Source organism: Micromonospora sp. WMMC273 (assembly GCF_027460285.1).
Lineage (GTDB): Bacteria > Actinomycetota > Actinomycetes > Mycobacteriales > Micromonosporaceae > Micromonospora > Micromonospora aurantiaca.
Window position 1 is genome coordinate 3815944 of record NZ_JAPZBE010000001.1, and the last position, 23268, is coordinate 3839211.

Consider the following 23268-nt stretch of genomic DNA (forward strand, 5'->3'; position numbering starts at 1 on the left):
CGAGCTGGAGTCACACGACCGCCGCGACGACCGCCGGCGGGGTGGCCCGGGACTCCACCATCCCGGCCCGCGCGACGGGCTCCCGGCGGTGTCGGTCGGATGCGGACCGCACCGCCCACCGCTTCAACCGACCGTAGAGGATCGCCGGCGGCGGGGGCAACAGTGTGCTCGGGATGAGGGATCGAACCGCGCCGGCGCCGGGTCGACTCGACGCCGGGCCGCCCCACGGTTGCTCCCCCGATTCCGGCTCGTGATCGGGCTGCCGCGGACGAGCTGGGATGAACGGTCGCGCAGGCTGCCGGACAACGGCTCGTCGCTCCTGGAGCCGGCGAAATCGGCTGACGGCGGCGTCCGGCCAGCGACTGCTGACCTGCATCTACCGACCGCACTCACGGGGCGGCACGCCTCGACAGCGGTGGATCCGGATGCCGCCGGTCAGACGACGGTCACGAGGACTTTCCCGAGGGCGCGGCCCTCTCCGATGTGCTCCGGGAGGTCACGCCGGATCGCTCGCCCACATCGCGGGGTGGCGCGGCCGTGCAGCATCGGCGGCACAGACCCATCGGCGCCGGGCGGGGCGCACCCGACGAAGCTGACCAGGCCGCGCGCCGCGCGTCCGGGGATCGCTGACGCCGACCACGACCCGGTCCTGGAGGCGGTCGACCAGCAGTCCACCTCGGCCGGTCGAGGCCCGCCCGGAGGCCAGGATCGCCACCGCCGTCCCGACGCGGCGCTTGACGCCCCCGCACACTGCAACGAGACGCAACCGGAGTTGGCGATGGTCGACCTCGTCCGGCCGGATCAGCCGTCAGCGCTGCGCCGTCGAGCAAGCGCTGGCGATCGGGGCGGGGCCGTCGTTCACTGCCCGAGAGGGCGGTAGCGGAGGCGTACGACGCCGTTTCGGAATCGGCGCTCATCGAGGAGTTCGAGGTCGACGCGCATGCCGGTCGGCAGGCCCGGCTTACCCCCGCCGACGACCACGGGCCAGACGAACAGCTGGCACTCGTCGACCAGCCCGGCCTCAAGAGCCTGCGCCGCGAGGTGTGCACCTCCAACGGTGAGATCGCTACTGGCCGTGGCCTTCAGTTCGCGTACCGCAGCGGGGTCGAAGCGGCGTTCGAGTCGGGTATCGGCGGTCGACACCGCGGCGAGGGTCGTGGAGTACACGACCTTTCCCGCTGCCTGCCAGGCGCTTGCGAAGTCGGCCATGAGGTCGGACTGCGCGGCCAGAGCGGCGTCGGTCTCCCAGACCGCCATCGCCTCGTACAGTCGCCGCCCATAGAGAAACGTGCCCACGGACCGCAGGAGATCGGTGTAGACAACGAACACCTCGTCGTCCATCGGCAACCAGGCGAACGCGCCGCTTTCGTCCTCCATGTAGCCGTCAAGCGACACGTTGTTCACATATATCAGCTTTGTCATGCCCCTACCTCTCAATGATCAACCGCAACAGCCTGGACACTCGTCAGCGTGGTGAACGCATGAAGCCGGGCCCGGCTCCTCCGGCACATCGAGTGCCCGGAGCCGGCATACAGAGCCCGGCCCGTGGTCGGCGCGCTGACCACGGCCCAGGCGGCAAGGTCGATCGGCCACCCGCACGTTGCCGACGACCGCGTGCATCCCTGCGCCGTCACCAGCCCCAGCAGCGCGGCCCGGCCCGCGAAGTAGCCGTCTCCGGTAATCGCACATGACGACGGCCAGGATGCCTCGTTCGGCGCCTCGGAGAAGGTCACGGTGGCAATGGGCCGACGAGATCGAACATGCGGCAGACCTCGACGCACGGGTGCATCACCCATCACCTCCTGTCACCGCGACAGCACGCTCGCAGGCTGCCCCTCACCCTGACTACGAACACCCCTGCCCGAATCCGACACCTTCGGTCGACATAGCAGCAATAGGCCACAGTTCGGTCTTTGAGTGCGATGATTTCGCGGTCAACCGCGCGGCGCGCGGTCCGCGGGAGCGTCGCGACGTTGAGCTGCACGGCTCGGCTGCGCGGGGACGGTGGCGTCAGTACGAGTCGTGGCCGCCGCCGCAGTCGCAGCCTTGGATTTGCGGCGGTGGAGCGTGAGAGTCATGACCAGCACGACCAGCGCTCCGACGATCAGCCCGAGGATCGCGCTGGCCACCGTGTTGACGAGCCAGCCGACGAGCCCGCCGAGAACACCCGTGGCGTCGTGGGCGGCGACCTCCACGTGGTGCACGGCCTCGTACAGGAAGTGCAGGTTCAGCTCGTTCGTGCCCAGCAGCAGGATGTGCCCGCCCACCCACAGCATCGCCGCGGTGCCGACTACCGTCAGCACGGTGAGGACTACCGGCATCGCCCTCACCAGACCGCGGCCGAACGTGGCGACGGCGCCGGAACGTTGCGACAGGCGCAGCCCGGCGTCGTCCATCTTTACGATCAGGGCCACCACGCCGTACACCAGAACGGTTATGACGACGGCGACGACAGCCAGGATCACCAGGCGGGACCAGAACGCCTCATCGATCACCTCGTTGAGGGCGATGACCATGATCTCCGCCGAGAGGATCAGGTCGGTTCGTACCGCCCCGGACACCAGTGTCGTCTCGTCCTGCACCTTTTCCTCGCCCGCGCCGTGGGCATCGTGATGGGCGATCTTGGCCCACACCTTCTCCGCGCCTTCGTAACAGAGGTAGGCGCCGCCGAGCATGAGGATCGGAGTGAGCAGCCAGGGCACGAACTGACTGAGCAGCAGCACCGCCGGCAGGATGATGAAGAACTTGTTGCGCAGCGACCCCAGGGCAATGCGCTTGATGATCGGCAACTCACGCTCGGCCGCCAGGCTCCGTACGTACTGCGGCGTGACGGCAGCATCGTCGACGACGACGCCCGCAGCCTTGGCGCCGGCCTTCGCGGCGGCCGCCCCGATGTCATCGATCGACGCGGCAGCGGCTCGGGCCAGCACCGCCACGTCATCAAGCAGGGCTACGAGTCCACCGGCCAAGGGAGGAGTCCTTCCAGGGTTGCGCAGAGTTCGAACTGGCCCATTCTCGCTCAGGTCCCCGTGCGCGGCACGCCACCGCCGGTCGCATGTCGGGCGAGAGCTCGAGGTGAGCGGCTATCGTTCCCAGCCGACGACCCGCCGCCAACGACGCCCCGTAGCCGACGCTGTATCGATGGTTCCCTTGCTGGCAGCGTGATGGCACCTGGGCCCGGATCCTGGCTGGGCTGCAAGCCGCCGCCGTGCCCGCCGTGACGGGCACCGGCAGAAAGAAACCACCGCGCTGGATAGGGACCGGACCTCGTGGGTAGCTCCCCGGCATGGTGTGGAAGAACCCCGCGGACCTGCTGCGTCTACTCGTCGTCGCGCTGCTCGTCTACCCGGCGCTGGTGGTGATCCTGCGGGTGTCCGGGAAGCGAACGCTGTCCAAGCTCAACGCGTTCGATTTCGTGGTCACGGTGGCACTGGGTTCGACGCTGGCGACAATCCTGCTGTCTCGGGACGTCTCCCTGGTCGAGGGGATCCTCGCGTTGGCGCTGCTGGTCGGCCTGCAGTACGGGGCCGCGCTGCTCGCGGTCCGTTGGCCGCCGTCGCAGCGGCTGCTCAAGGCACGCCCGACCCTGCTGCTGCGGGACGGACATCTCCGGTACGAAACCATGCGCAGCGTCCGGGTGGCGGAGAGCGAGATCCGGCAAGCCGCGCGTAGCCAGGGCACTGGCGATCTGGGTGACCTCGAGGCGGTGGTGCTGGAGACCGACGGGAGCCTCAGCGTCATCACCCGCGGCCGCCTCGGAGACGGCAGCAGTCTTGCCGACGTGCCCGACGCGGCGGCGCCGCCCGGTGGGTGACCGCTCGTTTCGGCGGTGGCGCCGGGGAACGCCAGGACGTGTCTGGACAGACAGGATTGGCCCGATGAGCACGGGCGGGTGCGACCGCCAACCTGCTGGTTGACGCCGGGTGGCACGTCCTCGTGCTGGAGGCGGACGACGTGCCGGGCTGGGCAGTGCGTTCCGCGGAGGTGCTGGGGCCCGGCTTCACCACCGATCTGTTCAGCGCGTTCTACCCGCCGGCAGCGGCTTCGCCGGCGCTACGCGCGCTCGACCTGGATCGGCACGGGCGGCGCCAACCGGGGTGGTGCGGTCGGTGGTCGCGGGACCACAGGCGAAGGGTGATCAGTTCCGGCGGCAGGCGAGGACGCCGGCCGCAGTCCCGAGCACGCCGACGGCCACCCCCACCCGGTGCCGGGAGAGCCATGCCTGCGGGCTGCGGCCGTGCGCCCGGGAGGAGAAGGCGCCCCGCGCGCCGTAGTCGTGACCGCCGGGCCCGTCGAGGGGGTGCCAGAGGTTGTTCGGCCGGTCGTGATCGGCGGGACGGCCGGTCTGCTGGGACTTGTAGCCGGTACGGGCCAGGTAGCGGTCCAGCAGCCCGGGTGCGACCCGGTTGCCGAGGATGGTCAGCACTGTGGAGGCGCCGACCCAGTACTCGCGGCGGCGCGGCCGGTCCGCGGCGGCGACTATCGCGCGGGCGGCCACCTCCGGCTCGTAGATGGGGGGTACCGGCTCGGCGTGCCGGGGCAGCCGGGACAGCAGCCAGTCGAACTGCGGGGTGTTCACCGCCGGCAGGTGCACCATGGTCACCTTGACCTTGCTGTGCTCGTGCAGCAGCTCGCAGCGCAGCGACTCGGTGAATCCGACGATGGCGTGCTTCGCCCCGCAGTAGGCCGCCTGCAGGGGGATGCCCCGGTAGGCCAGCGCGGAGCCGACCTGGACGATGGTGCCCCGGTTGCGGGGGGTCATGTGGGACAGGGCGACACGGGTGCCGTGCACGTAGCCGAGGTAGGTGACCTCCATGGCGCGGCGGAACTCCTCGGGGCGGGTCTGCTGGAACGGCGCGAACACGGAGCTGAACGCGTCGTTGATCCACAGATCGATGGGGCCCAGCTCCGTCTCGACGCGCCGGCCTGCGTCGACGACCTGGTCGTGGTCGGCCATGTCGACCTCGATCGGCAGGGCGCGACTGCCGGCGGCGCGTACCTCCTCGGCGGCGGCGTCGAGCCCGACGCGGCCGCGGGCCAGCATCGCGATGGCGATGCCGCGCCGGGCGAGCAGCCGTACGGTGGCGCGGCCCACGCCCGCGCTGGCTCCGGTCACCACCGCGACCTGGATGTCCTGCCGTCGCATGCCCATCTCGCCTCCCGTCGTCGTGTCCTGCTGCCCGCACTACCCGTCGCTGGTCGACCCAGTCACCGCGGCGCGCCGATTTGCGCCCCGGTCGCGTGTCAGCGCGGGACGGACGGGTACCGCACGGCACGAACACCGGGAGAAGGGGCGAAGGTCATGGCCGCAGCGGATGCCGCCCAGCCGGCCGGCGGTACCACCCCGGCGGTGCTGCGGGACTACGCGCTGATCGCCGACGGGCACCGGGGCGCGCTCGTCGGCCCGGGCGGGGACGTCGCGTGGCTGTGCGCGCCCGGGTGGTCCGATCCGGCGGTGTTCAGCGCACTGCTCGGTGGGGCCGGCCGGTTCCTGGTCGCACCGGCGGCCGACCGGTTCGTCTGGGGCGGTCACTACGAGCCGGGATCGCTGATCTGGCGCAGCCGGTGGGTCACCGGAGACGGCATCGTCGAGTCCCGCGAGGCGCTGGTCTTCCCCGGTGAAACGGGCCGGCTCGTCCTGTTGCGGCAGGTTCGCGCGCTCGATCGGCCGGCGCGAGTGCGGGTCGTGCTCGACCCGCGGGCCGGCTTCGGCCGGGAACCGGTTCGGAACGTGATCCGCGACGGCGAGAGGTGGCTGGCCCGTACGGGTGGGCTCCACCTGCGGTTGCAGGGCGGTGGCCGGCTGCGCCCGGACCGGCAGGGCTTCCTGGCCGGTGAGCTGACGGTCCCGGCGGGTGGCCGACACGATCTGGTGCTGGAGCTGGCCGCCGGGCGGCTGGACCAGCCGTGCGAGTCGCCCGGGGAACTGTGGCGCACCACTGAGCATCACTGGGCGTCGGTGGTCCCGTCGCTGGCCGGGCCGGCCGCCCGGGATGCCACGCTGGCCTACGCGGTGCTGCGCGGGATGACCCGCCCGGGTGGTGGCATGGTCGCCGCCGCCACCACCGCGCTGCCGGAGCGGGCGATGGCGGGGCGCAACTACGACTACCGGTACGCGTGGATCCGTGACCAGTCCTTCGCCGGTCAGGCCGCCGCGCTGGTCGGGAGTCACGACCTGCTCGACGATGCCGTCTCGTTCCTGACCGATCGGGTGCTGGCCGAGGGCGACGGGCTCGCGCCGGCGTACACGGTCGGCGGGGAGCCGGTGCCGCGGGAACAGCCGCTGGACGGCCTGCCCGGGTATCCGGGCGGGGACGATTGACCTGGCGATTCCCAAGCTTCGTCAGGGCAGCTACTTCCCCGACTGGCTGCTCACCCACCGGCGGCGGGCCGAGCAGGCCTTGGTCTCGGTCGTGGCCACGAGCTATCTGCTCGGGGTGTCGACGCGGCGGGTGGAGAAGCTGGTTGAGCAGCTCGGGATCCGGCAGTTGTCGAAGTCGCAGGTCTCGGAGATGGCCGCCCACCTCGACGCCCAGGTCGAGGCGTTCCGCAACCGGCCCCTCGACTCTGGGCATTACACGTTCGTGTGGATGGACGCGTTGACGATGAAGGTCCGCGAGGCCGGACGCACCGTCAATGTCCACGCCCTGATTGCGGTCGGGGTCAACGCCGACGGTCAACGGGAAGTCCTCGGCGTCGACGTCGCCTCGGACGAGGACGGCGCCGGCTGGCTGGCGTTCCTGCGATCGCTGACCGCCCGCGGACTGTCCGGCGTCCAGCTCGTCATCTCCGACGCCCACCGCGGCCTCGTCGCGGCGATCGGCGCGGCGTTGCCCGGCGCTACCTGGCAGCGGTGCCGCACCCATTACCTGCGCAACCTGCTCACGAAGGTGCCGAAGTCCGCGCAGCCGTGGATCGCCACCCTGGTCCGCACGATCTTCGACCAGCCTGATACCGACGCCGTCCACGCGCAGTTCCGGCGGGTCGTCGCCACGATTGAGGCGAAGTTCCCGGCCGCCGCTGAGCATCTCGACGCCGCCCGCGACGACCTCCTCGCGTTCACCAGTTTCCCGCGCGAGATCTGGCGTCAGATCTGGTCGAACAACCCGCAGGAACGCCTGAACAAGGAGATCCGCCGGCGCACCGATGTCGTCGGGATCTTCCCGAATCGGGCGGCGATCATCCGCCTCGTCGGCGCCGTCCTGGCCGAACAGACCGACGAATGGACCGAAGGACGCCGCTACATGGGCCTGGAACTCCTCGCCAAAGCCCGCCTGATCACCATCGACACCAGCCAACACGACACCGACCAACCCGACCCCACCCCGATCGCCGCATAGCATCAGACCGGATCACACGATGGCCGTCTCTTACACCACCAGCGCGGACGTGACCCCCACAGCCTTCGCACCCAACCGCCCATGCCGGCAGACACGTCGGGTGGTCTCTTGTTGCTGCACGATGATCGCGCCCCGGCGTGCCCCGTAGCACTCCGTGGTGATCACACCAGTACTCCTCCCCGCCGACTTCGTGCGACCTGGGCGCGGGTGACTGGCGTCGTACGGGCCGGCCGCAAGCAGGCAGGCTCGCGCCAGCGGCGGTCCGAGAGGTCGACGGCTCGGACGAAAGGTGGCGGCATAGCCGGTTGATGCCTAGCCGATAGCGGCGATCACCAAGCTCCACTTTGAGCCGCACGGGTCGTCGTAATCCCGTCTTGTACGGGCCAGCGTTGGCCATTCCGCTCGGCACCACTAGCACTTGTTTGCCCGTGGCAGGCAAGGTGCGCCACCTCAACCGAGGGTCGCCCCCGTGCTTTCGGTTGATTGGTGCGGGTGGTGTGCCGCGATCTTTGAAGCGGCACACCACCCCCAGTGCTCCATCCGGAACTGTTGGTCAGGGTCCGGCGGAGGGCTTGTCGGGCACAGTGGCTGGCTCTGGGCTCGGGCTTGGTGGCGCCATCTCCGGACCGGTCGTTGCCATGCCGACAGCGATCCCGCCGGAGTTCGGCCGTGACGTGGCTGCGGTTGCTCGCAAGGGTGAGGCGCCGATCGCACAGATTGCGAAGGACTTCGGGACCTCCGAGCGGTGCCTGCACCGTTGGTTGAAGTTCGCCTACGCCCGATGACGGGATCCGCTCCGGCACCACCAGTTCCGAGTCGGCGGAGCTGCGGGAGCTGCGGCGGCGTGACAAACTCCTGGAGCAGGAAACGAGATCCTGCGTCGGGCGGTGGCCAGTGACCTGTCAGGCTACCTGATCGGTACTGCGCAGGAGATCCCGACGGCGGTTCAATCGATCTTGGCCTGGCTGCCGAGCGGAACGTCGAGGTCGGTTCCGTCCGCGATGTCCTCACAGGGCACATGGGTCACCAGATCGGCATGCGCGGCGAGGTAGCGGCGCGCGCCTGCGTCGCCGACCGCCATCGCCGACACTGCCGGCCAGTGGTAGCGCCCAAGCAATACGGGATGCCCGGGCTGGCCGTGGTACGTGGCGACCGCCAGCCCGGTGGAGCCGCCGAGTCTACGCAAACGCCGGACCGCGGCTGCGGTGACGCCGGGTGTGTCGACCAGCAGCACGGCGACCGCCTCCACCGGGAATGCCGCCAGTGCGGCCAGCCCGGCCCGCAGCGAAGACCCCATGCCCGTGTGCCACTCGGGATTGTCCGTCACAGTCGCGCCGGACAGGTCGGTGCTGGAACGCACCTGCTGCGCCGCCGCGCCCAACACCACGACGATTGGATCGCAGGCCGCGTCGCGCAGCGTCGCGAGGCCGCGCTCGACCAGCCGGCGACCGTCGACAACGACCAGCGCCTTCGGCATCCCGTACCGGCGCCCCGCGCCGCCCGCCAGCAAGAGCCCAGCGACCCGAGGTTCGCTCACGCCACCGAGCCTAGGTGATGGGTCTCGTGGTGGATCCTTCCAGCCCTCAGCGGCAGCCTGCTACCGCTGCCGCCTCACCAGGCGGCGATGATCTGTGCGGCGATGCTGTCCTTTCCCAGGGGACCCCACCTAGGTCGGCGGCCCGACCTTCCTGCTCGTCGGAAGCGCACGGCGCCGTCGCGAGGCCTCCCCCAGGGTCGTCGGTTACGCCCACCACCGCCGAAGGTGCCGGGCGCTCGGCGAGATCGCCCGGTGCCACCGTCCCGGCCGGGCGGTGGTGGAGACGGCCGCCCGGCCTCGACCGCGGGCAGCACCTCGGAGGTCGACACCGTAGCCTCGGTCAGCTCGGCAACGGTCGGCGCGGGTGTTGTCGGGACCCTCGCCCCGGTCAGCGACGCGGAGGTGATGGTGTACCGGGTGCCGCTGACCGAGATCATCAAATCCCGCCGGTGGTCCGGGTACAACGTGTCCACCGGGACGTAGGCGCCGCCGGCCCGCAGAATGCCGAGGATGGCGACGATGACGTCGACGCCGCGCGGCAGGTTCACCGCGACCCGTTGCTCACCTCGGACTCCCCGGGCGCGCAGCGCCCGCGCGAGATGGCTCGCGGCGGCGTCGAGTTCGCGATAGGTCAACGTCCTGTTCTCCTCGCTGACGGCCGGGCGGTCGGGATGCCGCCGCACCGACGCGGCGAAGAGCGCCAGCACGCTCGCCGCATCCCCGGCGGATGGTGAGTCACTCGGCGACTCGCCCTTCCTGTTCGAGGACCAGTTGGTGACCCCGACCGCGTCGAGGCACTGCGGACGGCTGTCAGCCTGCCCGATGCCCTCACACCCTTCGGGACGGGGTCGATCGCTCAGCCGGGGTGCTGTGGTTCTCCTCGAGGCTACGCACGGCCATCGACAGGCGACCGTCGTCTAGCCCCGTGTCAGATCGTTCATGTGCTCTCTCATCTCGCACTGGTCTGAATCCCACGGCGTCGGGCCGACGTCCGTGGGCCGGTTGCAGGTCAAGCCGGAACGCCGGCCCGCGCTGTCAGCAGGCGCCCTCCGCCCGGGCCCGGAGCCGATCCCGCGAGCCACGTGCGCCGCACCAGCCCGGTCAAGGTCATCCCGGCGTACGGTGTGAGGGCGTGGCGCTGACGCAGTCGCCGCGGATCAACGGTGAAGCGTTCACGCGGCGTGAACCACACCAGGTCGGCCCGGTAACCCTCGGCGATGCGCCCTCGACCGGGGATACGGGCAATGCGCGCAGGCGCGTCGGCCATCCACCGCGCGACGTCGGCCAGGCCGAATCCGCGCCGCTGGGCCTGGGTCCACACCAACGCCAGGGTGAGTTCGAGTGAGGCGATACCTCCCCAGGCGGCGTTGAAGTTGCCCGTGTCGGTGTGTTTCATCGCCGGCGGACACGGCGAGTGGTCCGAGACGATGCAGTCGATGGTGCCGCGTGCCAGCGCCTCCCACAGGCCCTCCTGCTGGCGGGCGTCGCGGATCGGCGGGCAGCACTTGAACTCGGTCGCGCCGTCGGGGATCGTCTCGGCAGTGAGGGTCAGGTAGTGCGGGCAGGTCTCGACGGTCAGCGGGGCGCCGGCCCTCCTGGCCGATGCGATCGCCGGGACCGCGTCGGCAGCGGAGAGGTGCACGATGTGCGCCCGGGTGCCGAGCTGTACTGCCAGCCGGGCGACCAGCGCCACCGCGCGGACCTCGGCCGAGGCGGGGCGCGACGCGAGGAAGTCGGCGTACGAGGGGCCGTCGACCCCGGGACGCAGGGCACTGCTGTCCTCGGCGTGCACTAGCAGCAGGCTGTCCAGAGCTCGTACCTCACGCATGCAGGCGGCCAGTTCGCGCGGGGTGAGGGCGGGAAACTCCGGTACGCCGCTGTCGACCAGGAAACACTTCAGCCCGAACGCCCCGGCGTTGACCAGGTCGCTCAGCTTGCCGAGGTTCCCTGGAACGGCACCGCCCCAGAACCCGACGTCAATGGCGCACCGCTCTCGGGCGAGGGCCCGTTTGCGGTCCAGCGCAGCGGCCGTGGTGGTGGGCGGTAGGGCGTTCAGCGGCATGTCGAGCAGGGTCGTGATGCCGCCCGCCGCGGCGGCGGCAGTCGCGGTTTCGAAGCCCTCCCAGTGCGTACGCCCCGGTTCGTTGACGTGCACGTGCGAGTCGACCAGGCCGGGTAGCAGGGCATCCCGGCCGATGTCCACCTCGTCGATCGCCGCCAGGCGCGCGTTCCGGTCGGTGATGACCGCAATGGTGCCGCCGACGACCCCCACCGCGGCGGGTCGCTCTCCGGTCGGCGTCACGACGCGGTCGGACCGGACGACCAGGTCTAGTGGCTGGCTGCGAGGCGACGGCACGACTCCTCCAAGCCTCGGGTGAGTTCGGTGGTGTCCGCGGTCTGCAACTCGCCGTTGACCACGACCTCCCGCCCGTGCACGACCAGCCGGGCCAGCCCCGCAGGAGGGCCGAAGACGAGCGCGGCTACCGGATCGGCGATACCGGCGTGCCCCAGGGTGTCCAGCCGCCACAGGGCGATGTCCGCCAGCTTGCCGACCTCCAGCGAGCCGATCTCGTCCTGCCGCCCTAGGCAGCGGGCACCGCCGATGGTCCCCATCCGCAGCGCCTCCCGGGCGGACATCGCCGTGGGGCCGCCCGCCAGGCGTGCCGAGTACATGGCTTGACGCAGCTCGGCGACGAGAAGTCCGGATTCCTGGGATGCGGGACCGTCCACGCCCAGACCCACCGCGATACCGGCGTCCAGCATCCGACGCACCGGCGCGATGCCCGCGCCCAGCCGAGCGTTCGAGCTCGGGCAGTGCGCCACCGCCACCCCCTCCTTCGCCATCGTTTCGATCGCGTCGTCGGACAGATGCACGCCGTGGGCGAGCCACACGTCGTCGGCGAGCCACCCCAGGCGCTCCAGATAACGGACCGGCGTCACACCGAACTTGTCCCTGCAGTAGTGCTCCTCCTGGATGGTCTCGGCAAGGTGCGTGTGCAGCCGAACACCCATGGCCCGCGCCAGCGCCGCGCTCTCCGACATGAGCTGGGCGCTGACGGAGAAGGGCGAGCAGGGCGCGATCGCGACGCGCACCATCGCCCCGGGGCTGGGATCATGGAAGTCGGAGATGGCCTGCTCCATCGCGCTGAGGCAGGCGTGGCTGTTCTCGACGAGCTCGTCCGGCGGGAGCCCGCCCCGCGAGCGCCCGAGGTCTATCGCGCCGCGGCACACGTGCAGTCGCAGGCCGATCCGCCGGGCCTCGGCCACCTCGGCTGCCAGCAGGTCCCCGACGCGGTCCGGGAAGATGTAGGGGTGGTCGGCGGAGGTCGTGCAGCCCGACAGCGCCAGCCAGGCAAGGCCGGCCGCGGTCGTGTCACGGACGAGGTCGGCGTCGATGGCTGCCCACACCGGGTACAGCGACGTCAACCAGCCGAAGAGGTCGTGGTCCTGGGCCAATCCGCGCGTCGCCCACTGGTACAGGTGATGGTGAACGTTCACCAGGCCGGGGGTGGCCAAGCATCCTCGACCGTCGATCCGGGCGATGTCCGCCCGGGTCGGCGATGGTCCCGGGCCGATTGCGGCAATGCGGCCATGTTCGATGACCACGTGTCCGTACTCGTATTCGGTGCCGGACGCGTCCACCGTCGCGATCGCGCAGCCCTCGATCGCCAGTGGCCGGCTCGCCCCGGTCACCAGGGCCACCCCTCCGCGGCCGTCCAGGCGGGGTCGTCCGCCGCGAGGCCGTCGGTGTCGTTGCGAGTCATCGTTCCTTCGATGACCCCGTGGGGTTGCGCCGAGGCCACATACACCCGCTGGGCCTTCTCCTCGACGACGCCATGCAGTCCGTACAGGCTGAGCGCGGGCAGATGGTGCACGTTGCTGAGGGCCAGGTGGATGCGGGCGATGTCGGGGCGGTCCGCCAGCACGCGCTCACCCATCACCAACAACGTCTGCTGCAGCGAGGTGCTGTAGGTGTCGACGAAGGCGGCGGTCATCGACGCACGTGCGGTGGTGTACTCGTCGTCCCAGTCGACTTCGCCGAGTGACCGGCGTACCCAGCGGGCCCGGACCCGGCTGGCGAGGATGCGGTCACTGGCTTCCGGCAACGTGGTGTACCGGTCGCGTCGGAAGCCGCGGAACTCGGAGCCGGTGGTGTTCAGCAGCATGAGACCGTCGATCCCGGAGCAGACCGAGGCTCCGGACCGGGTGGCAGAAATAGTGGCCGTGCGCCGCGCGGAATCCGCGGCCGCGAACGAGTGACGTTCACCGAGGCGGTTCCAGGCGTGCTGGACGAGGTGGATCTGGGCGCACTCCACCTCCGGATTGCCTTCGAGGAAATGGCGCCCCAATGCCAGCCCGAACTCCTCGACCGGCTCGGGGCCACGCTCGGCGGCCAACGCGTAGACGGCGTTCTTCTGGCTGTCGGTGGGCAGCAGCGTCGTGTTTTCCCCGCTGCGATACGCCGCCTCGAATGCGCCGCTGAGGGCGACGTGGACGGTGAGATCGGTCAGCCGATGCTGGTCATCGCTGCGATCCACCGCGACGAGCCGAATCTCGGCCTTGCCGTACCGGTTCTGGGTGAGAATCGCCATGTCAGCTCCCTAGATACGTGGAGTAGGAGTAAGGGCTCAGCAGAATCGGCACGTGGTAGTGCGCCAGCGACTCCAGCCGTATCTGAATGTTGATCTCCGGATAGAACGTCGGGCGACTGGTCGCCTCAAAGTAGGCGCCGCTGTCGACCACCAGCCGGTAGGTGCCCGACCCCACGGGGGCCGACCAGGTGGTGATGCGGCCGTCGCTGCCCGTGAGGCCAGTGGAGACCAGGGACCAGCCGGGCGGATCATGCCGCTCCAGACGGATCGCCACGCCGACGGCGGGGCGGCCCAGGGCCAGGTCGAGTATGTGGGTGGTCAGTGAGATCGTCGGGCAAGCGATGGCCGCGAGGCGCGGCGAGTCCATCACGGCATCACCAGTTCGGTCAGCCGGCGCCTCATGATCTTGCTCAATTCCACTGCGACGATGCCTTGCTCGCGGTCCGGATCGTTGCGGAGCCGCTCCCTCAGCCGATCGAGGATCTCCTCGCCGGACAGGCCGGCCGCGCTGACGAGGAAGACATGCCCGAATCGGGCCTCGTACGCCTCGTTGGCCAACGTCATCGACGTGTCGCCCACCCCGGCCTGTTCGTCCCGTGACATGCGGTCGGCGTCGTCGTCGCCCTGGGGTGGGCTGCCGATGCGCGGGTGAGCCTGTAGCGCCTGGTGGATGTCGGGCCAGCCCAGCCCGGCCAGGATGGCCGACGCGGCGTCGGCCAGCTCCTCGACGGAGGTGAAGGGCCGACGACGGCAGACCTCAGCGTGCCAACGGGTGGTCTGACAGCACGTCTCCAGCAGCGCCGACGCAGCGTCGACAGGCATGGCGTTGAAGGTTGCCAGCGGCACCCGTGTCGTCATCGGAGCCATGGGTCGATTCCGTCCCTCCCCGGGGTGTCCCGCAGATCTCCGACGGGCGCGGCCTGCACTGGAGAGACCCGCGGGACACCCCTAGCCGATCGTTCGCGGGCAGTCTCTGCACCTCTGCTATCGCCCGGCTCTCGCCCCTCTGTTGCCGGTTGGAACGAACGCTGCGGTCCGCGGGGGGCGACCAGGCGAGCCGGACCGGGCGGGTGAGGTCGGTCCATCGCCCGTGATAGCGCGCCGAAGGGTGGCCGATACCGCCATGACGAACGGTCGGCCTGCAGGAGATCAGCGACAGACCGACGCGCTTCTCCAGAAGGGAGCTGAGGGGTGACATCCCAGCAGGCCGCGGCGATGACCGGCCGTGTCGCGCTCGGACCGAGCGCCATCGTGCATGAAGAAGTCCTCGACCCGCAGTTCCGCTACGACCTGGTCCATTACCTGCCGCACTACATATCGACCGAGAAGGTGCTCCTGCTGGAGTACCGCAGGCTGGGCATCCTCGACGCCGGGGTCTGCCGGGACATTGGCGCCGCGTTGAGCGCCGTCACCCCGGGTGACCTCGTCGCAGATCCCACAGCCAACCTCTCCGACCTGGCGTTCGCCATCGAACGGCGGGTGTCGGCGGTCGTCACCGGCAAGCAGGCCGCGGCCTGGCACGTCGACCGCAGCCGCAACGACCTTCAGGCCACCGCGCAGCTCCTCGCGGCTCGCGCCGAGATCGTCCGGTTGGTGCGATCCCTGCTGGACTGTGCCGCCGCCGCGACCCGCCTGGCCGCTCGGTACAGCGATGACCCGATGCCGGGCTACACGCACCTGCAACCGGCCCAGGTCATCACCGCCGGCTTCTACTTCGGTGCGCTCGCTGAGCACATCCTGTCCACGGTGCAGCTCCTTGAGCAGATCTACGAGCGGATCGACCAGTCCCCGCTCGGCAGCGGTGCGATGGCGGGCCAGGACCTGCCATGGGACCGCGCTCGGATGGCGAAGCTGCTCGGCCTGCGCGCACCGGTGCCGCACGCCCTCGTCGGCGTGGCCGGCCGTCTGTGGCAGTTGGAAGTGGCCGGTACCTGCTCGACGTTCGGCGTGGTACTCAGCCGCTTCGTCACCGACCTGATGACGTGGTGCGGCGCCGAGTACGGCTACTTCGAGCTGCCCGACGAACTCGCGGGGATCTCGTCTGCGATGCCGCAGAAGAAGAACTATCCGATCCTGGAGCGCATCCGGGGCCGCACGGCGCATCTCACCTCGTGGTACGTTGACGTCGCCCTGGCGCAGCGGTCCACCCCGTACAGCAACACCGTAGAGGTGTCCAAGGAGGCCGCCGCCGGCCAGGCTGTCGCCCTGTCCGGGTTGCGTGGCACCCTGCGGCTGCTCACAGCCGTACTGGACAACCTGCGCCTCGACCGGCAACGGGCGCTCGGGCGGAGCCGTGAGGAGCACCTGGGCGCCTTCGCCCTGGCCAACGACCTCACCCTTCACCACGGGGTACCGTGGCGCTCCGCTCAGGTCCTGACCGGCCGCTACATCAGCGCGTTGATCGCCGACGGCAGACCGCCGGGCGAGGCGGACGGAAGCCTGCTCCGGCGGCTCGCGGCCGAGGACGGCTATCACATTCCCGACGCCGACCAGATCCTGGCCGACGTGGCCGACCCCGTGGCCCTCCTCTGCCGCAAGTCGTCCACCGGCTCGGCCAATCCCCACCACGTCCGTGCCCTGCTGGACGGGCAACGCGGCCGGATGACCGACGTGACAAAGGCCTGGACGCAATACGAGGCCGCCGCAGCCATGGCGGTCGACAGCGTCGACTCCGAGCTCGGGCTGCCCACCGGCGAATCCCGCCCGTCCTACTTCAACGACCCATACCCGACCAGCCATGGTGAAGGGTGATGACGCGATGACCGAAAGTCCTCTCGCTCTCGCGCCGATCGCGTCGGGGCGCGCGCAACCGCAGGTCGGTACCGGCACCGCGCACGGCACCTTCGGCGAGTTGCTGCAGGGCGTTCTCCCCGACGACGTCGACTTCCTCGTCACGCTCCCTATCCAGCGCGGAGTGCGGGTACGCGTCATCCTCGACCCCGAAGCCACCGAGCTGACCGTCTCGCCGACGGGCAAGACCAAGTCCCTACTCCTGGCCCGCAGCCTGCTTCGGTCGCTGGGCCACCACGGCGGCGGCCATCTGATCATCTCCAGCGACCTCCCCGTCGGGAAAGGGCTGGCCAGTTCCTCGGCCGACCTGGTGGCGGTCGCCCGCGCGGTCGGTCAGGCGCTCGGCCAGCCCCTCGGGCCCCAGGACATCGAGGCGCTGCTGCGCGACATCGAACCCTCCGACGGAATCATGTACTCCGACGTGGTGGCGTTCCGTCACCGGGAGGTGCGGCTGCACCGTCGGCTGGGACCGTTGCCGCCACTGACCATCGTCGGCCTCGACGAGGGCGGCGAGATCGACACCGTTCAGTTCAACCGGCTGCCCAAGCCCTTCCAACCGCGCGACAAGCGCGAGTACGCGGAGCTTCTGGACCAGATCTCGCACGCCATGCTGCTCGGGGACGCCGCAGGAATCGGGCGGGTGGCCACCCGTAGCGCCGAGATGAACCAACGACTGCACCCCAAGAAGACGCTGCCGGCGATGGTCAGTCTGTGTGAAGCGGCCGATGGCCTCGGCGTGGTGGTGGCGCACAGTGGCACGGCCGTCGGGATCCTGCTCTCGCCCGACCAGCCGGACTACGACGAGCGTCTGCGGCTGGTACACCGCGGCTGCGCCGCGCTACGACCCACCGTGTGGATCGACCAGGTCCACGGTCCTCGCGAGCCCTACCAGATCATGGAGGAGGCGACATGGCCCCCACGGATGTGATCGACGCCATCGGCCACACGCCCCTGGTCAGACTGCGGCTGGGTGAGTCGTCCGGGGTGGCTGTCTACGCGAAGCTCGAGATGCAGAACCTCTTCGCGATGAAGGACCGGGTGGCACGCCGCATCATCCTCGCGGCGCGCGAGAGCGGGGAACTAAAGCCTGACGCGCCCATAGTCGAGAGCTCGTCGGGTTCGATGGCGTTGGGCGTCGCCCTGGTCGGCAGGGCGCTGGGCCACGAGGTGCACATCGTCACCGATCCACGGATCGACCAGATCACGCTGGCGAAGCTGCGCTCGCTCGGTTGCGAGGTGCACATCGTGCCGGCGATGACCAGCGGCGGCTGGCAGAGTGCGCGGCTGGAACTGCTCGACGACCTGCTCGCCCGGCTGCCCGGCGCGTTCTGGCCGCAGCAGTACAGCAATCCCGGCAATCCGCAGTCCTACACGGTGCTCGCCGCCGAACTGCTCGGCGAGCTCGACCACGTGGACATGCTCGTGGCGTCGGTCGGCAGCGGCGGCTCGTCCTGTGGGACGGTTCGCGCATTGCGGGAGGTCGGGGGAAACGTCCGCGCCGTCGGCGTCGACAGCGTCGGCAGCATGCTGTTCCACCAGCCCGACCGTGCCGGCCGCCTGCAGAGCGGGCTCGGCAACAGCCTGATGCCGGCCAACCTCGACCACTCCGTCTTCGACGAGGTGCACTGGCTCAACGACCACGAGGCGTTCTCCGCCACCCGGCGGTTGGCGCAGGAGCAGCAGATCTTCGCCGGGAACACGTCCGGGTCGGTGTACTGCGTCCTGCGTCACCTCGCCCGGACCGCCGAGCCCGGCAGCACCGTCCTCGGTGTGTTCCCCGACCGCGGCGACCGCTACTGGGAGAGCGTCTACAGCGACGAGTACTGGCGCCGTACCGGCCTGGACCGCCAGCCGATCGCCGAGGAGCCAGCCCGGGTTACCTACGGGACTCCCGTCCACTCCTGGTCGTGCAGCTACCCAGGGGGGAGGCTGGAGTGAGACGCGTCATCTTCATCGAGTCGAACACGACCGGCAGTGGCATGGTGGCGCTCCGGCGGGCCAACGAGCTCGGCTGGCTGCCGTGCTTCGTCACCCGATCGCCCGGCCGATACCCACAGCTCGCGGAGATCCCGCACGACCTGCTGATCTGCGACACGAACACGCCCAGCCAGCTCGCCGCGGCCATCGCCGGACGCTGGCCGGATCGGATCGCCGGGGTGACCACCACCAGCGAGTTCTACCTGCCCGCGGTGGCCCGGGTGGCGGCCGAGCTCGGCCTGCCGGGCAACCCGTGGGAGGTCATGGTCACCTGCCGGGACAAGGCCGCGGTCCGCCGCGTCCTCGACCACCATGGCGTCGGGCAGCCGGCATACGTCGTCGTCGGCTCGGCCGCCGAGGCCGGCCGGGCGGTGGCGCGACTGGGTCTGCCGTGCGTCGTGAAGCCGGTGGACGGCTCCGGATCGCAGGGCGTGCTGCTGTGCCACGACACCGGCGAGGTCCGCCATCAGGTGTCGGACATCCTGGCCAACAAGACCAATGTTCGCGGCCAGCCCGCGCCGCGCAGCGTGCTGCTGGAGCAGTACGTCACGGGGCCGGAATTCAGCGTCGAGACCTTCAGCGACGCCGGCACTGTCACCTGCGTCGGTATCACGGCGAAGACGGTGGGGTCACCGCCGTCATTCGTCGAGGCGCGCCACATCTATCCGGCACCACTGCCAGCCGGTGTCGCCGACGAGCTGGCCGCCACGGCCGAGCGCGCGCTCAAGGCGCTCGGCTTCGCGCAGGGCCCGGCACACACCGAGGTTCGCTGGACGGCGAGCGGTCCCGCGATCATCGAGGTCAACGCCCGCCTGGCCGGCGGGATGCTCCCGGAGCTGGTACGGCTCGCCACCGGCGTGGATCTGCTGACACAGCAACTGCACGTGGCCACCGGACGGCCGGTCGAGCTGACCGCCCGGCACCGCAGCGTCGCCGGCATCCACTTCATCACGGCGCCGGAGCGCGGCGTCCTGCTGTCAATCGACGGCCTGGACCGGGCGCGGAGCGTGCGCGGCGTGCAGCAGGTCCACCTGACCGTCGAGGCCGGCCAGGCGGTGGCGCCGCCGCGCGACGCGTACGGCCGTGTCGGCTTCGTCATCGCCAAGGGCAGATCGGCCGCGACAGTCGAGCGCATTCTCGACCGCGCCGTAGCCGAGATCGCGTGGGAGGTAGCGCCGGAATGATCGAGCTGCGAAGTGACACCTTCACCGTCCCGACCCGGAAGATGCGGGAGGCGATGGCGACCGCGCCGGTCGGCGACGACGTGTACGGCGAGGATCCGACCGTGCGCCGCCTCGAGGAGGTCGCCGCCGATCTGCTCGGCAAGGAGAGCGCCTGCCTGATGCCGAGCGGGACGATGGCCAACCTCGCCGCCCTCCTGGCGCAGGCGCCCCGCGGTTCCACGGCGATCGTCGGGGCGGAGTCGGACATCTACGTCTATGAGGCCGCCGGCGCCTCGGTGTGCGGCGGCATTGGGTACCTGCCCGTGGCCGTCGAAGCCGACGGATCGCTCCGGATGGCCGACCTGGTCGACGCGCTGTCGATCGATCCCGACGATCCCCAGTTCGCCCGCCCCGCCGTGATCTGTCTGGAGAACACCCAGAACCGCCGGTGCGGCGCCGTGGTGCCGCAGGATCACCTGGAAGCGGTGTACGCCGGGGCACGCCACCACGGCGTCGCGGTGCACCTGGACGGCGCCCGCCTGTTCAACGCCGCCGTGGCCGCCGGGCTGCCCGCCGCCGAGCTGGCTCGAGGAGCCGACACGGTGCAGGTGTGCCTGTCCAAGGGGCTGTCCGCGCCGATCGGCTCGGTGCTGGCCGGGCGGGCTGACGCCGTGGCCAACGCCCGCCGGGCCCGCAAGATGCTTGGCGGCGGCATGCGCCAGGCGGGCATCGTCGCCGCCGCCGGGCTGATCGCCCTGACGGAGATGACCGACCAGCTCGCCGACGACCACGCCTTGGCCCGCCGCCTGGCCGACGGACTGGCCACCGTGAGCGATCTCGTGGTGGAGAACCCGCGTCCGCAGACCAACATCGTGATGTTCCGCGCCGCCGACCCCGGTCTCCCCTGGCAGTCGATCGTGCGCGAGGCGGCGTCGTCAGGACTGCGGGTCGGGGAACTGGGCCACGGGCGCATCCGTGCCGTGACCCACCGATGCGTCACCGGTGAGCAGATCGACCGAGCTGTCGCGATCCTCTCTGATGCCGTCCGCCGGGCCCTCGTGGCGTCGGGTACCCGCCAACCGACAGGAGCGTGAATGACACACATGCAGCACTCGCCCACCCTCTCCGTCTGCGTCTTCTGCGGAGCCCGACCGGGCGTCAGCCCGGCCATGACCCGAGCGGCCGAGGAGGTCGGCCGCCTGATCGGCGAGCGGGGCCACCGGCTCGTCTACGGCGGCGGCGGTAGCGGGCTGATGGGCTCGGTGGCGTGGTCCGCGTTCCACGCGGGCGCGCCGATCGTCGGCGTGATCCCGGCGTTCCTCGCCGAACGCGAGCGGTCGATTGCGGCCCCACCCCAGTCGGTGGAGCTGACTCACACGATGAACGATCGCAAGCAGAGCATGCTCGGACACGCGGATGTGTTCCTCGCGCTGGCCGGCGGCTACGGCACCCTCGACGAGGTGCTCGACGTGCTGTCGCTGCGCTACCTCGGGATGCTCCGCAAGCCGGTCGTTCTCCTCGACGTCGAGGGCTGCTGGGACCAGCTCGAGAACATGGTCGCCGACGTACACCTGCGCGGCTACGCAGAGAACAGCCTCGAACCGCTCTACGCGGTCCGCACCACGCCGACCAGCGCGCTGTCCACCCTGGAGCAACATTGGTCGGCCACGTTCGCGACCCCGGCAGCCACCCGTACCGCACCCGTGGGTTCCCTCCACCCCGCCGGCCGCCACCTGGCGGTCGAGCCGCTGTGACCCACCGAAGGAGATCGCAATGACCGCAGCACTGACCAAGGAAGTCGCTCGGGTCGACGCCGAGCGGCTGCTGGCGACGATGGCGGAAATGTCCCGGTTCGGCGCGCAGCCCAACGGCGGCATCACCCGCCCCGGCTTCTCGGAGCCGGAGCGGAAGGCTCGCGACCACATCGCCCGGCGCGCCACCGAGCACGGCCTGCACAGCACGGTGGACGCGGCCGGCAACCTGATCATCCGGCGTCCCGGCGCCGATCCCACGAAGCCCACTCTCATGTTGGGCTCGCACCTCGACAGCGTGACCAACGGCGGTCAGTTCGACGGTACGTACGGCGTCGTGGCTGCCCTGGAGGTCCTGAGGCAACTCACCGCCCAAGGGCGCACCGGCTGGCTGGAGCCGGTCGTTGTCGCCTTCAGCAACGAGGAGGGCGCGAAGTTCCCGTACCCCTTCTTCGGCTCTCGGGCGGTGGTCGGCCAGTCGGCGCTGCCGGCCAATGTCACGCACGGCGCCCGCGAGGAGCTGGCGCTCGAGCTGCGGCGCAGCGGCGGCGACATCGACCGGCAGGAGTCCGCCCGCTGGCCCACGCCGATCGGGGCGTACCTCGAGGTACACATCGAGCAGGGGCCGACGCTGGAGCGCGCGGGGATACCGATCGGCGTCGTCGACACCATCAACGGACGTACTATCGTGGAGATCGAGATCCGCGGGCGGCAGGCGCACGCCGGCACCACCCCGATGAACCTGCGGGCGGACGCGCTCGCCACGGCGGCCCGGGTGATCCTCGTCATCGAGCGCGCCGCCCGCGAACAACGGCTGTGTTCGGTCTCCACGGTCGGCAACGCCATGGTCGCACCGGGAGAGGCCAACGTGGTCGCCGGCGAGGTCCACCTCACGGCGGAGATCCGCGACTCCAACCGTGGCCGACTGCGCCGCGCGGAGGCGGCGATCCGCGCCGAGCTGGACACGTTCCGGGTGAGCGAGGCGACCCTGGTCCACATCGACGTCACCATGCGCACCGATCCAGTGGCCGCCGACGCCACGGTCAGCTCGGTCATCCGGCAGGCCGCCAGCTCGCTCGAGCTTGAGCACCTGGTGCTGTCCAGCGGCGCCGGCCACGACGCCCAGATCATCGCCACGGAGGCCCCGATCGGCATGATCTTCGTGCCCAGCCGCGGCGGCGTCAGCCACGCGCCGGAGGAGTACACCGACGACGAGGACCTAGTGCACGGAGCCAATGTCCTGCTGCAGTCGGCCATCCTCCTCATGGAGCAGGAAGGACTGCAGGGATGAACGGCAGTGTCGCGACCACGAGTCCGTGGCTGGTCAACCGCAGGCCGGTCCCGCACGCCGAGGCGACCCTGATCTGCTTCCCGTTCGCGGGCGCGGGCGCCTCGGCGTACAGCGGCTGGCCCCGGCGGTTTCCGGATTCGGAGGTTCTGGCCGTGCAGCTGCCGGGGCGGGAGAACCGCCTGGGCGAGGACCCGCTGGACGACCTCGACGCGATCGTCGACGCCCTGGTGCCGGAGATCGCCCCGTACACGGACGGCCGTTACCTCCTGTTCGGCCACAGCATGGGTGCGCTCCTGGCGTACGAGGTGGCGCGCCGCTTGCGCGACATCGGCCGGCCCGAGCCGCAGGCGTTGATCGTCTCCGGACGACGGGCGCCGCACCTGCCCTCGGCCCTCCCGCCGATCCGGGGCCTGCCCATGGCGGAACTCATCGAGACGGTCCGCCGGTTCGACGGCACACCGCCGGCCGTCTTCGACGATCCAGAGCTGATCAAGCTGGTCCTGCCGGCGCTGCGGGCGGATTTCGCCGTCTCGGAGACGTACGCCCATGCCCGCAACGGTGGTCCGCTGACCGCGCCGATGGTGGCGATGTCGGGAGCCGCCGACACACTCTGCACCGTTGACGAGGTCGACCAGTGGCGGGAGCACACGACGGGCCCCTTCCGGCACCACACCTTCCCGGGCGGCCACTTCTTCGTCCGGGAACAGAGAAACGCTGTCCTGGAAACGGTCACACCACTGCTCGAACTCGGCTGAGCACTTGCAGTAAGGTGCCCCTTGATCGCAACCGCGAGAGCCTCGTTGTAGAAGATGCATTGGGATGCATAC

Annotated in this window: 19 protein-coding genes and 4 pseudogenes; 13 read left to right on the plus strand and 10 right to left on the minus strand. The window is 70.4% G+C overall.

What is annotated here, in order from left to right; translation table 11 throughout:
* Positions 1–858: 858 nt before the first annotated feature.
* Positions 859–1422: a dihydrofolate reductase family protein gene (locus O7611_RS17640; RefSeq protein WP_194802716.1), complete on the minus strand. Its 564-nt coding sequence runs from the start codon at positions 1420–1422 to the stop codon at positions 859–861.
* 512 nt (positions 1423–1934) lie between these two features.
* On the minus strand, positions 1935–2969 hold the full coding sequence (locus O7611_RS17645; RefSeq protein ID WP_194802714.1) for a DUF808 domain-containing protein: 1035 nt from the start codon (positions 2967–2969) through the stop codon (positions 1935–1937).
* Between the two features lie 317 nt (positions 2970–3286).
* On the opposite strand from O7611_RS17645, the gene O7611_RS17650 reads away from it, so the two are divergent.
* Together O7611_RS17650 and O7611_RS17655 are read left to right on the plus strand one after the other, a co-directional pair.
* On the plus strand, positions 3287–3814 hold the full coding sequence (locus tag O7611_RS17650) for a DUF421 domain-containing protein (RefSeq protein ID WP_194802712.1): 528 nt from the start codon (positions 3287–3289) through the stop codon (positions 3812–3814).
* A 92-nt stretch (positions 3815–3906) separates the two neighbouring features.
* A pseudogene (locus tag O7611_RS17655) lies at positions 3907–4089 on the plus strand (NAD(P)/FAD-dependent oxidoreductase); the annotation flags it as partial.
* 49 nt (positions 4090–4138) lie between these two features.
* Here O7611_RS17655 and O7611_RS17660 read toward each other — a convergent pair.
* A complete protein-coding gene (locus O7611_RS17660; RefSeq protein ID WP_269697254.1) occupies positions 4139–5152 on the minus strand; it encodes an SDR family oxidoreductase in 1014 nt (337 codons plus the stop codon).
* A gap of 150 nt (positions 5153–5302) precedes the next feature.
* Between O7611_RS17660 and O7611_RS17665 the strand changes: the two are divergent.
* The 3 pseudogenes from O7611_RS17665 to O7611_RS17675 form a co-directional block, all read left to right on the plus strand.
* Positions 5303–6310, plus strand: a pseudogene (locus O7611_RS17665) (trehalase-like domain-containing protein); the annotation flags it as partial.
* Positions 6306–7340: pseudogene (locus O7611_RS17670) on the plus strand (IS256 family transposase); the annotation flags it as partial. The pseudogenes O7611_RS17665 and O7611_RS17670, both read left to right, overlap by 5 nt.
* A gap of 638 nt (positions 7341–7978) precedes the next feature.
* Positions 7979–8254 (plus strand): annotated as a pseudogene (locus tag O7611_RS17675) (transposase); the annotation flags it as partial.
* A gap of 32 nt (positions 8255–8286) precedes the next feature.
* Here O7611_RS17675 and O7611_RS17680 read toward each other — a convergent pair.
* The 7 genes from O7611_RS17680 to uraD form a co-directional block, all read right to left on the minus strand.
* Positions 8287–8877, minus strand: coding sequence for a nucleotidyltransferase family protein (locus O7611_RS17680; protein ID WP_194803562.1), 591 nt, complete (start codon positions 8875–8877; stop codon positions 8287–8289).
* A gap of 74 nt (positions 8878–8951) precedes the next feature.
* Positions 8952–9584, minus strand: coding sequence for an AMP-binding protein (locus O7611_RS17685; RefSeq protein WP_194803568.1), 633 nt, complete (start codon positions 9582–9584; stop codon positions 8952–8954).
* 302 nt (positions 9585–9886) lie between these two features.
* Complete coding sequence (allB, locus tag O7611_RS17690) at positions 9887–11233, minus strand: allantoinase AllB (protein WP_269697256.1); 1347 nt, start codon at positions 11231–11233, stop codon at positions 9887–9889.
* On the minus strand, positions 11206–12570 hold the full coding sequence (locus O7611_RS17695) for an 8-oxoguanine deaminase (RefSeq protein ID WP_269697257.1): 1365 nt from the start codon (positions 12568–12570) through the stop codon (positions 11206–11208). The genes allB and O7611_RS17695 overlap by 28 nt, the downstream gene beginning before the upstream one ends.
* Positions 12567–13469 carry a factor-independent urate hydroxylase gene (gene pucL, locus O7611_RS17700; RefSeq protein WP_194803232.1) on the minus strand — a complete coding sequence of 301 codons (903 nt, stop codon included), beginning with the start codon at positions 13467–13469 and terminating at the stop codon, positions 12567–12569. Before pucL ends, O7611_RS17695 begins: the two co-directional genes overlap by 4 nt.
* A 1-nt stretch (position 13470) precedes the next feature.
* Positions 13471–13836, minus strand: a complete 366-nt coding sequence (gene uraH / locus O7611_RS17705; protein ID WP_194803231.1) for a hydroxyisourate hydrolase — start codon at positions 13834–13836, stop codon at positions 13471–13473.
* Entirely contained in the window at positions 13836–14327 is a 492-nt protein-coding gene (gene uraD / locus O7611_RS17710) for a 2-oxo-4-hydroxy-4-carboxy-5-ureidoimidazoline decarboxylase (RefSeq protein ID WP_194803230.1), read from the minus strand. The genes uraH and uraD overlap by 1 nt, the downstream gene beginning before the upstream one ends.
* Positions 14328–14660: 333 nt before the next feature.
* Between uraD and O7611_RS17715 the strand changes: the two genes are divergently transcribed.
* The 8 genes from O7611_RS17715 to O7611_RS17750 are packed head-to-tail and all read left to right on the plus strand — an operon-like array spanning position 14661 to position 23196.
* On the plus strand, positions 14661–16220 hold the full coding sequence (locus O7611_RS17715) for an argininosuccinate lyase (RefSeq protein WP_194803229.1): 1560 nt from the start codon (positions 14661–14663) through the stop codon (positions 16218–16220).
* Positions 16207–17187: a GHMP family kinase ATP-binding protein gene (locus O7611_RS17720; RefSeq protein WP_228532988.1), complete on the plus strand. Its 981-nt coding sequence runs from the start codon at positions 16207–16209 to the stop codon at positions 17185–17187. The genes O7611_RS17715 and O7611_RS17720 overlap by 14 nt, the downstream gene beginning before the upstream one ends.
* A complete protein-coding gene (locus O7611_RS17725; protein ID WP_269697258.1) occupies positions 17169–18197 on the plus strand; it encodes a PLP-dependent cysteine synthase family protein in 1029 nt (342 codons plus the stop codon). Before O7611_RS17720 ends, O7611_RS17725 begins: the two co-directional genes overlap by 19 nt.
* A complete protein-coding gene (locus O7611_RS17730; protein WP_269697259.1) occupies positions 18194–19420 on the plus strand; it encodes an ATP-grasp domain-containing protein in 1227 nt (408 codons plus the stop codon). The genes O7611_RS17725 and O7611_RS17730 overlap by 4 nt, the downstream gene beginning before the upstream one ends.
* Positions 19417–20493: a GntG family PLP-dependent aldolase gene (locus O7611_RS17735; protein ID WP_194803228.1), complete on the plus strand. Its 1077-nt coding sequence runs from the start codon at positions 19417–19419 to the stop codon at positions 20491–20493. The genes O7611_RS17730 and O7611_RS17735 overlap by 4 nt, the downstream gene beginning before the upstream one ends.
* A complete protein-coding gene (locus O7611_RS17740) occupies positions 20494–21153 on the plus strand; it encodes a TIGR00730 family Rossman fold protein (RefSeq protein WP_194803227.1) in 660 nt (219 codons plus the stop codon).
* Between the two features lie 19 nt (positions 21154–21172).
* The gene (locus O7611_RS17745) at positions 21173–22441 is read left to right on the plus strand and encodes a Zn-dependent hydrolase (protein WP_194803226.1); all 1269 of its coding nucleotides are present in this window, start codon (positions 21173–21175) and stop codon (positions 22439–22441) included.
* Positions 22438–23196 carry a thioesterase II family protein gene (locus tag O7611_RS17750; protein ID WP_194803225.1) on the plus strand — a complete coding sequence of 253 codons (759 nt, stop codon included), beginning with the start codon at positions 22438–22440 and terminating at the stop codon, positions 23194–23196. Before O7611_RS17745 ends, O7611_RS17750 begins: the two co-directional genes overlap by 4 nt.
* Positions 23197–23268 lie beyond the last annotated feature (72 nt).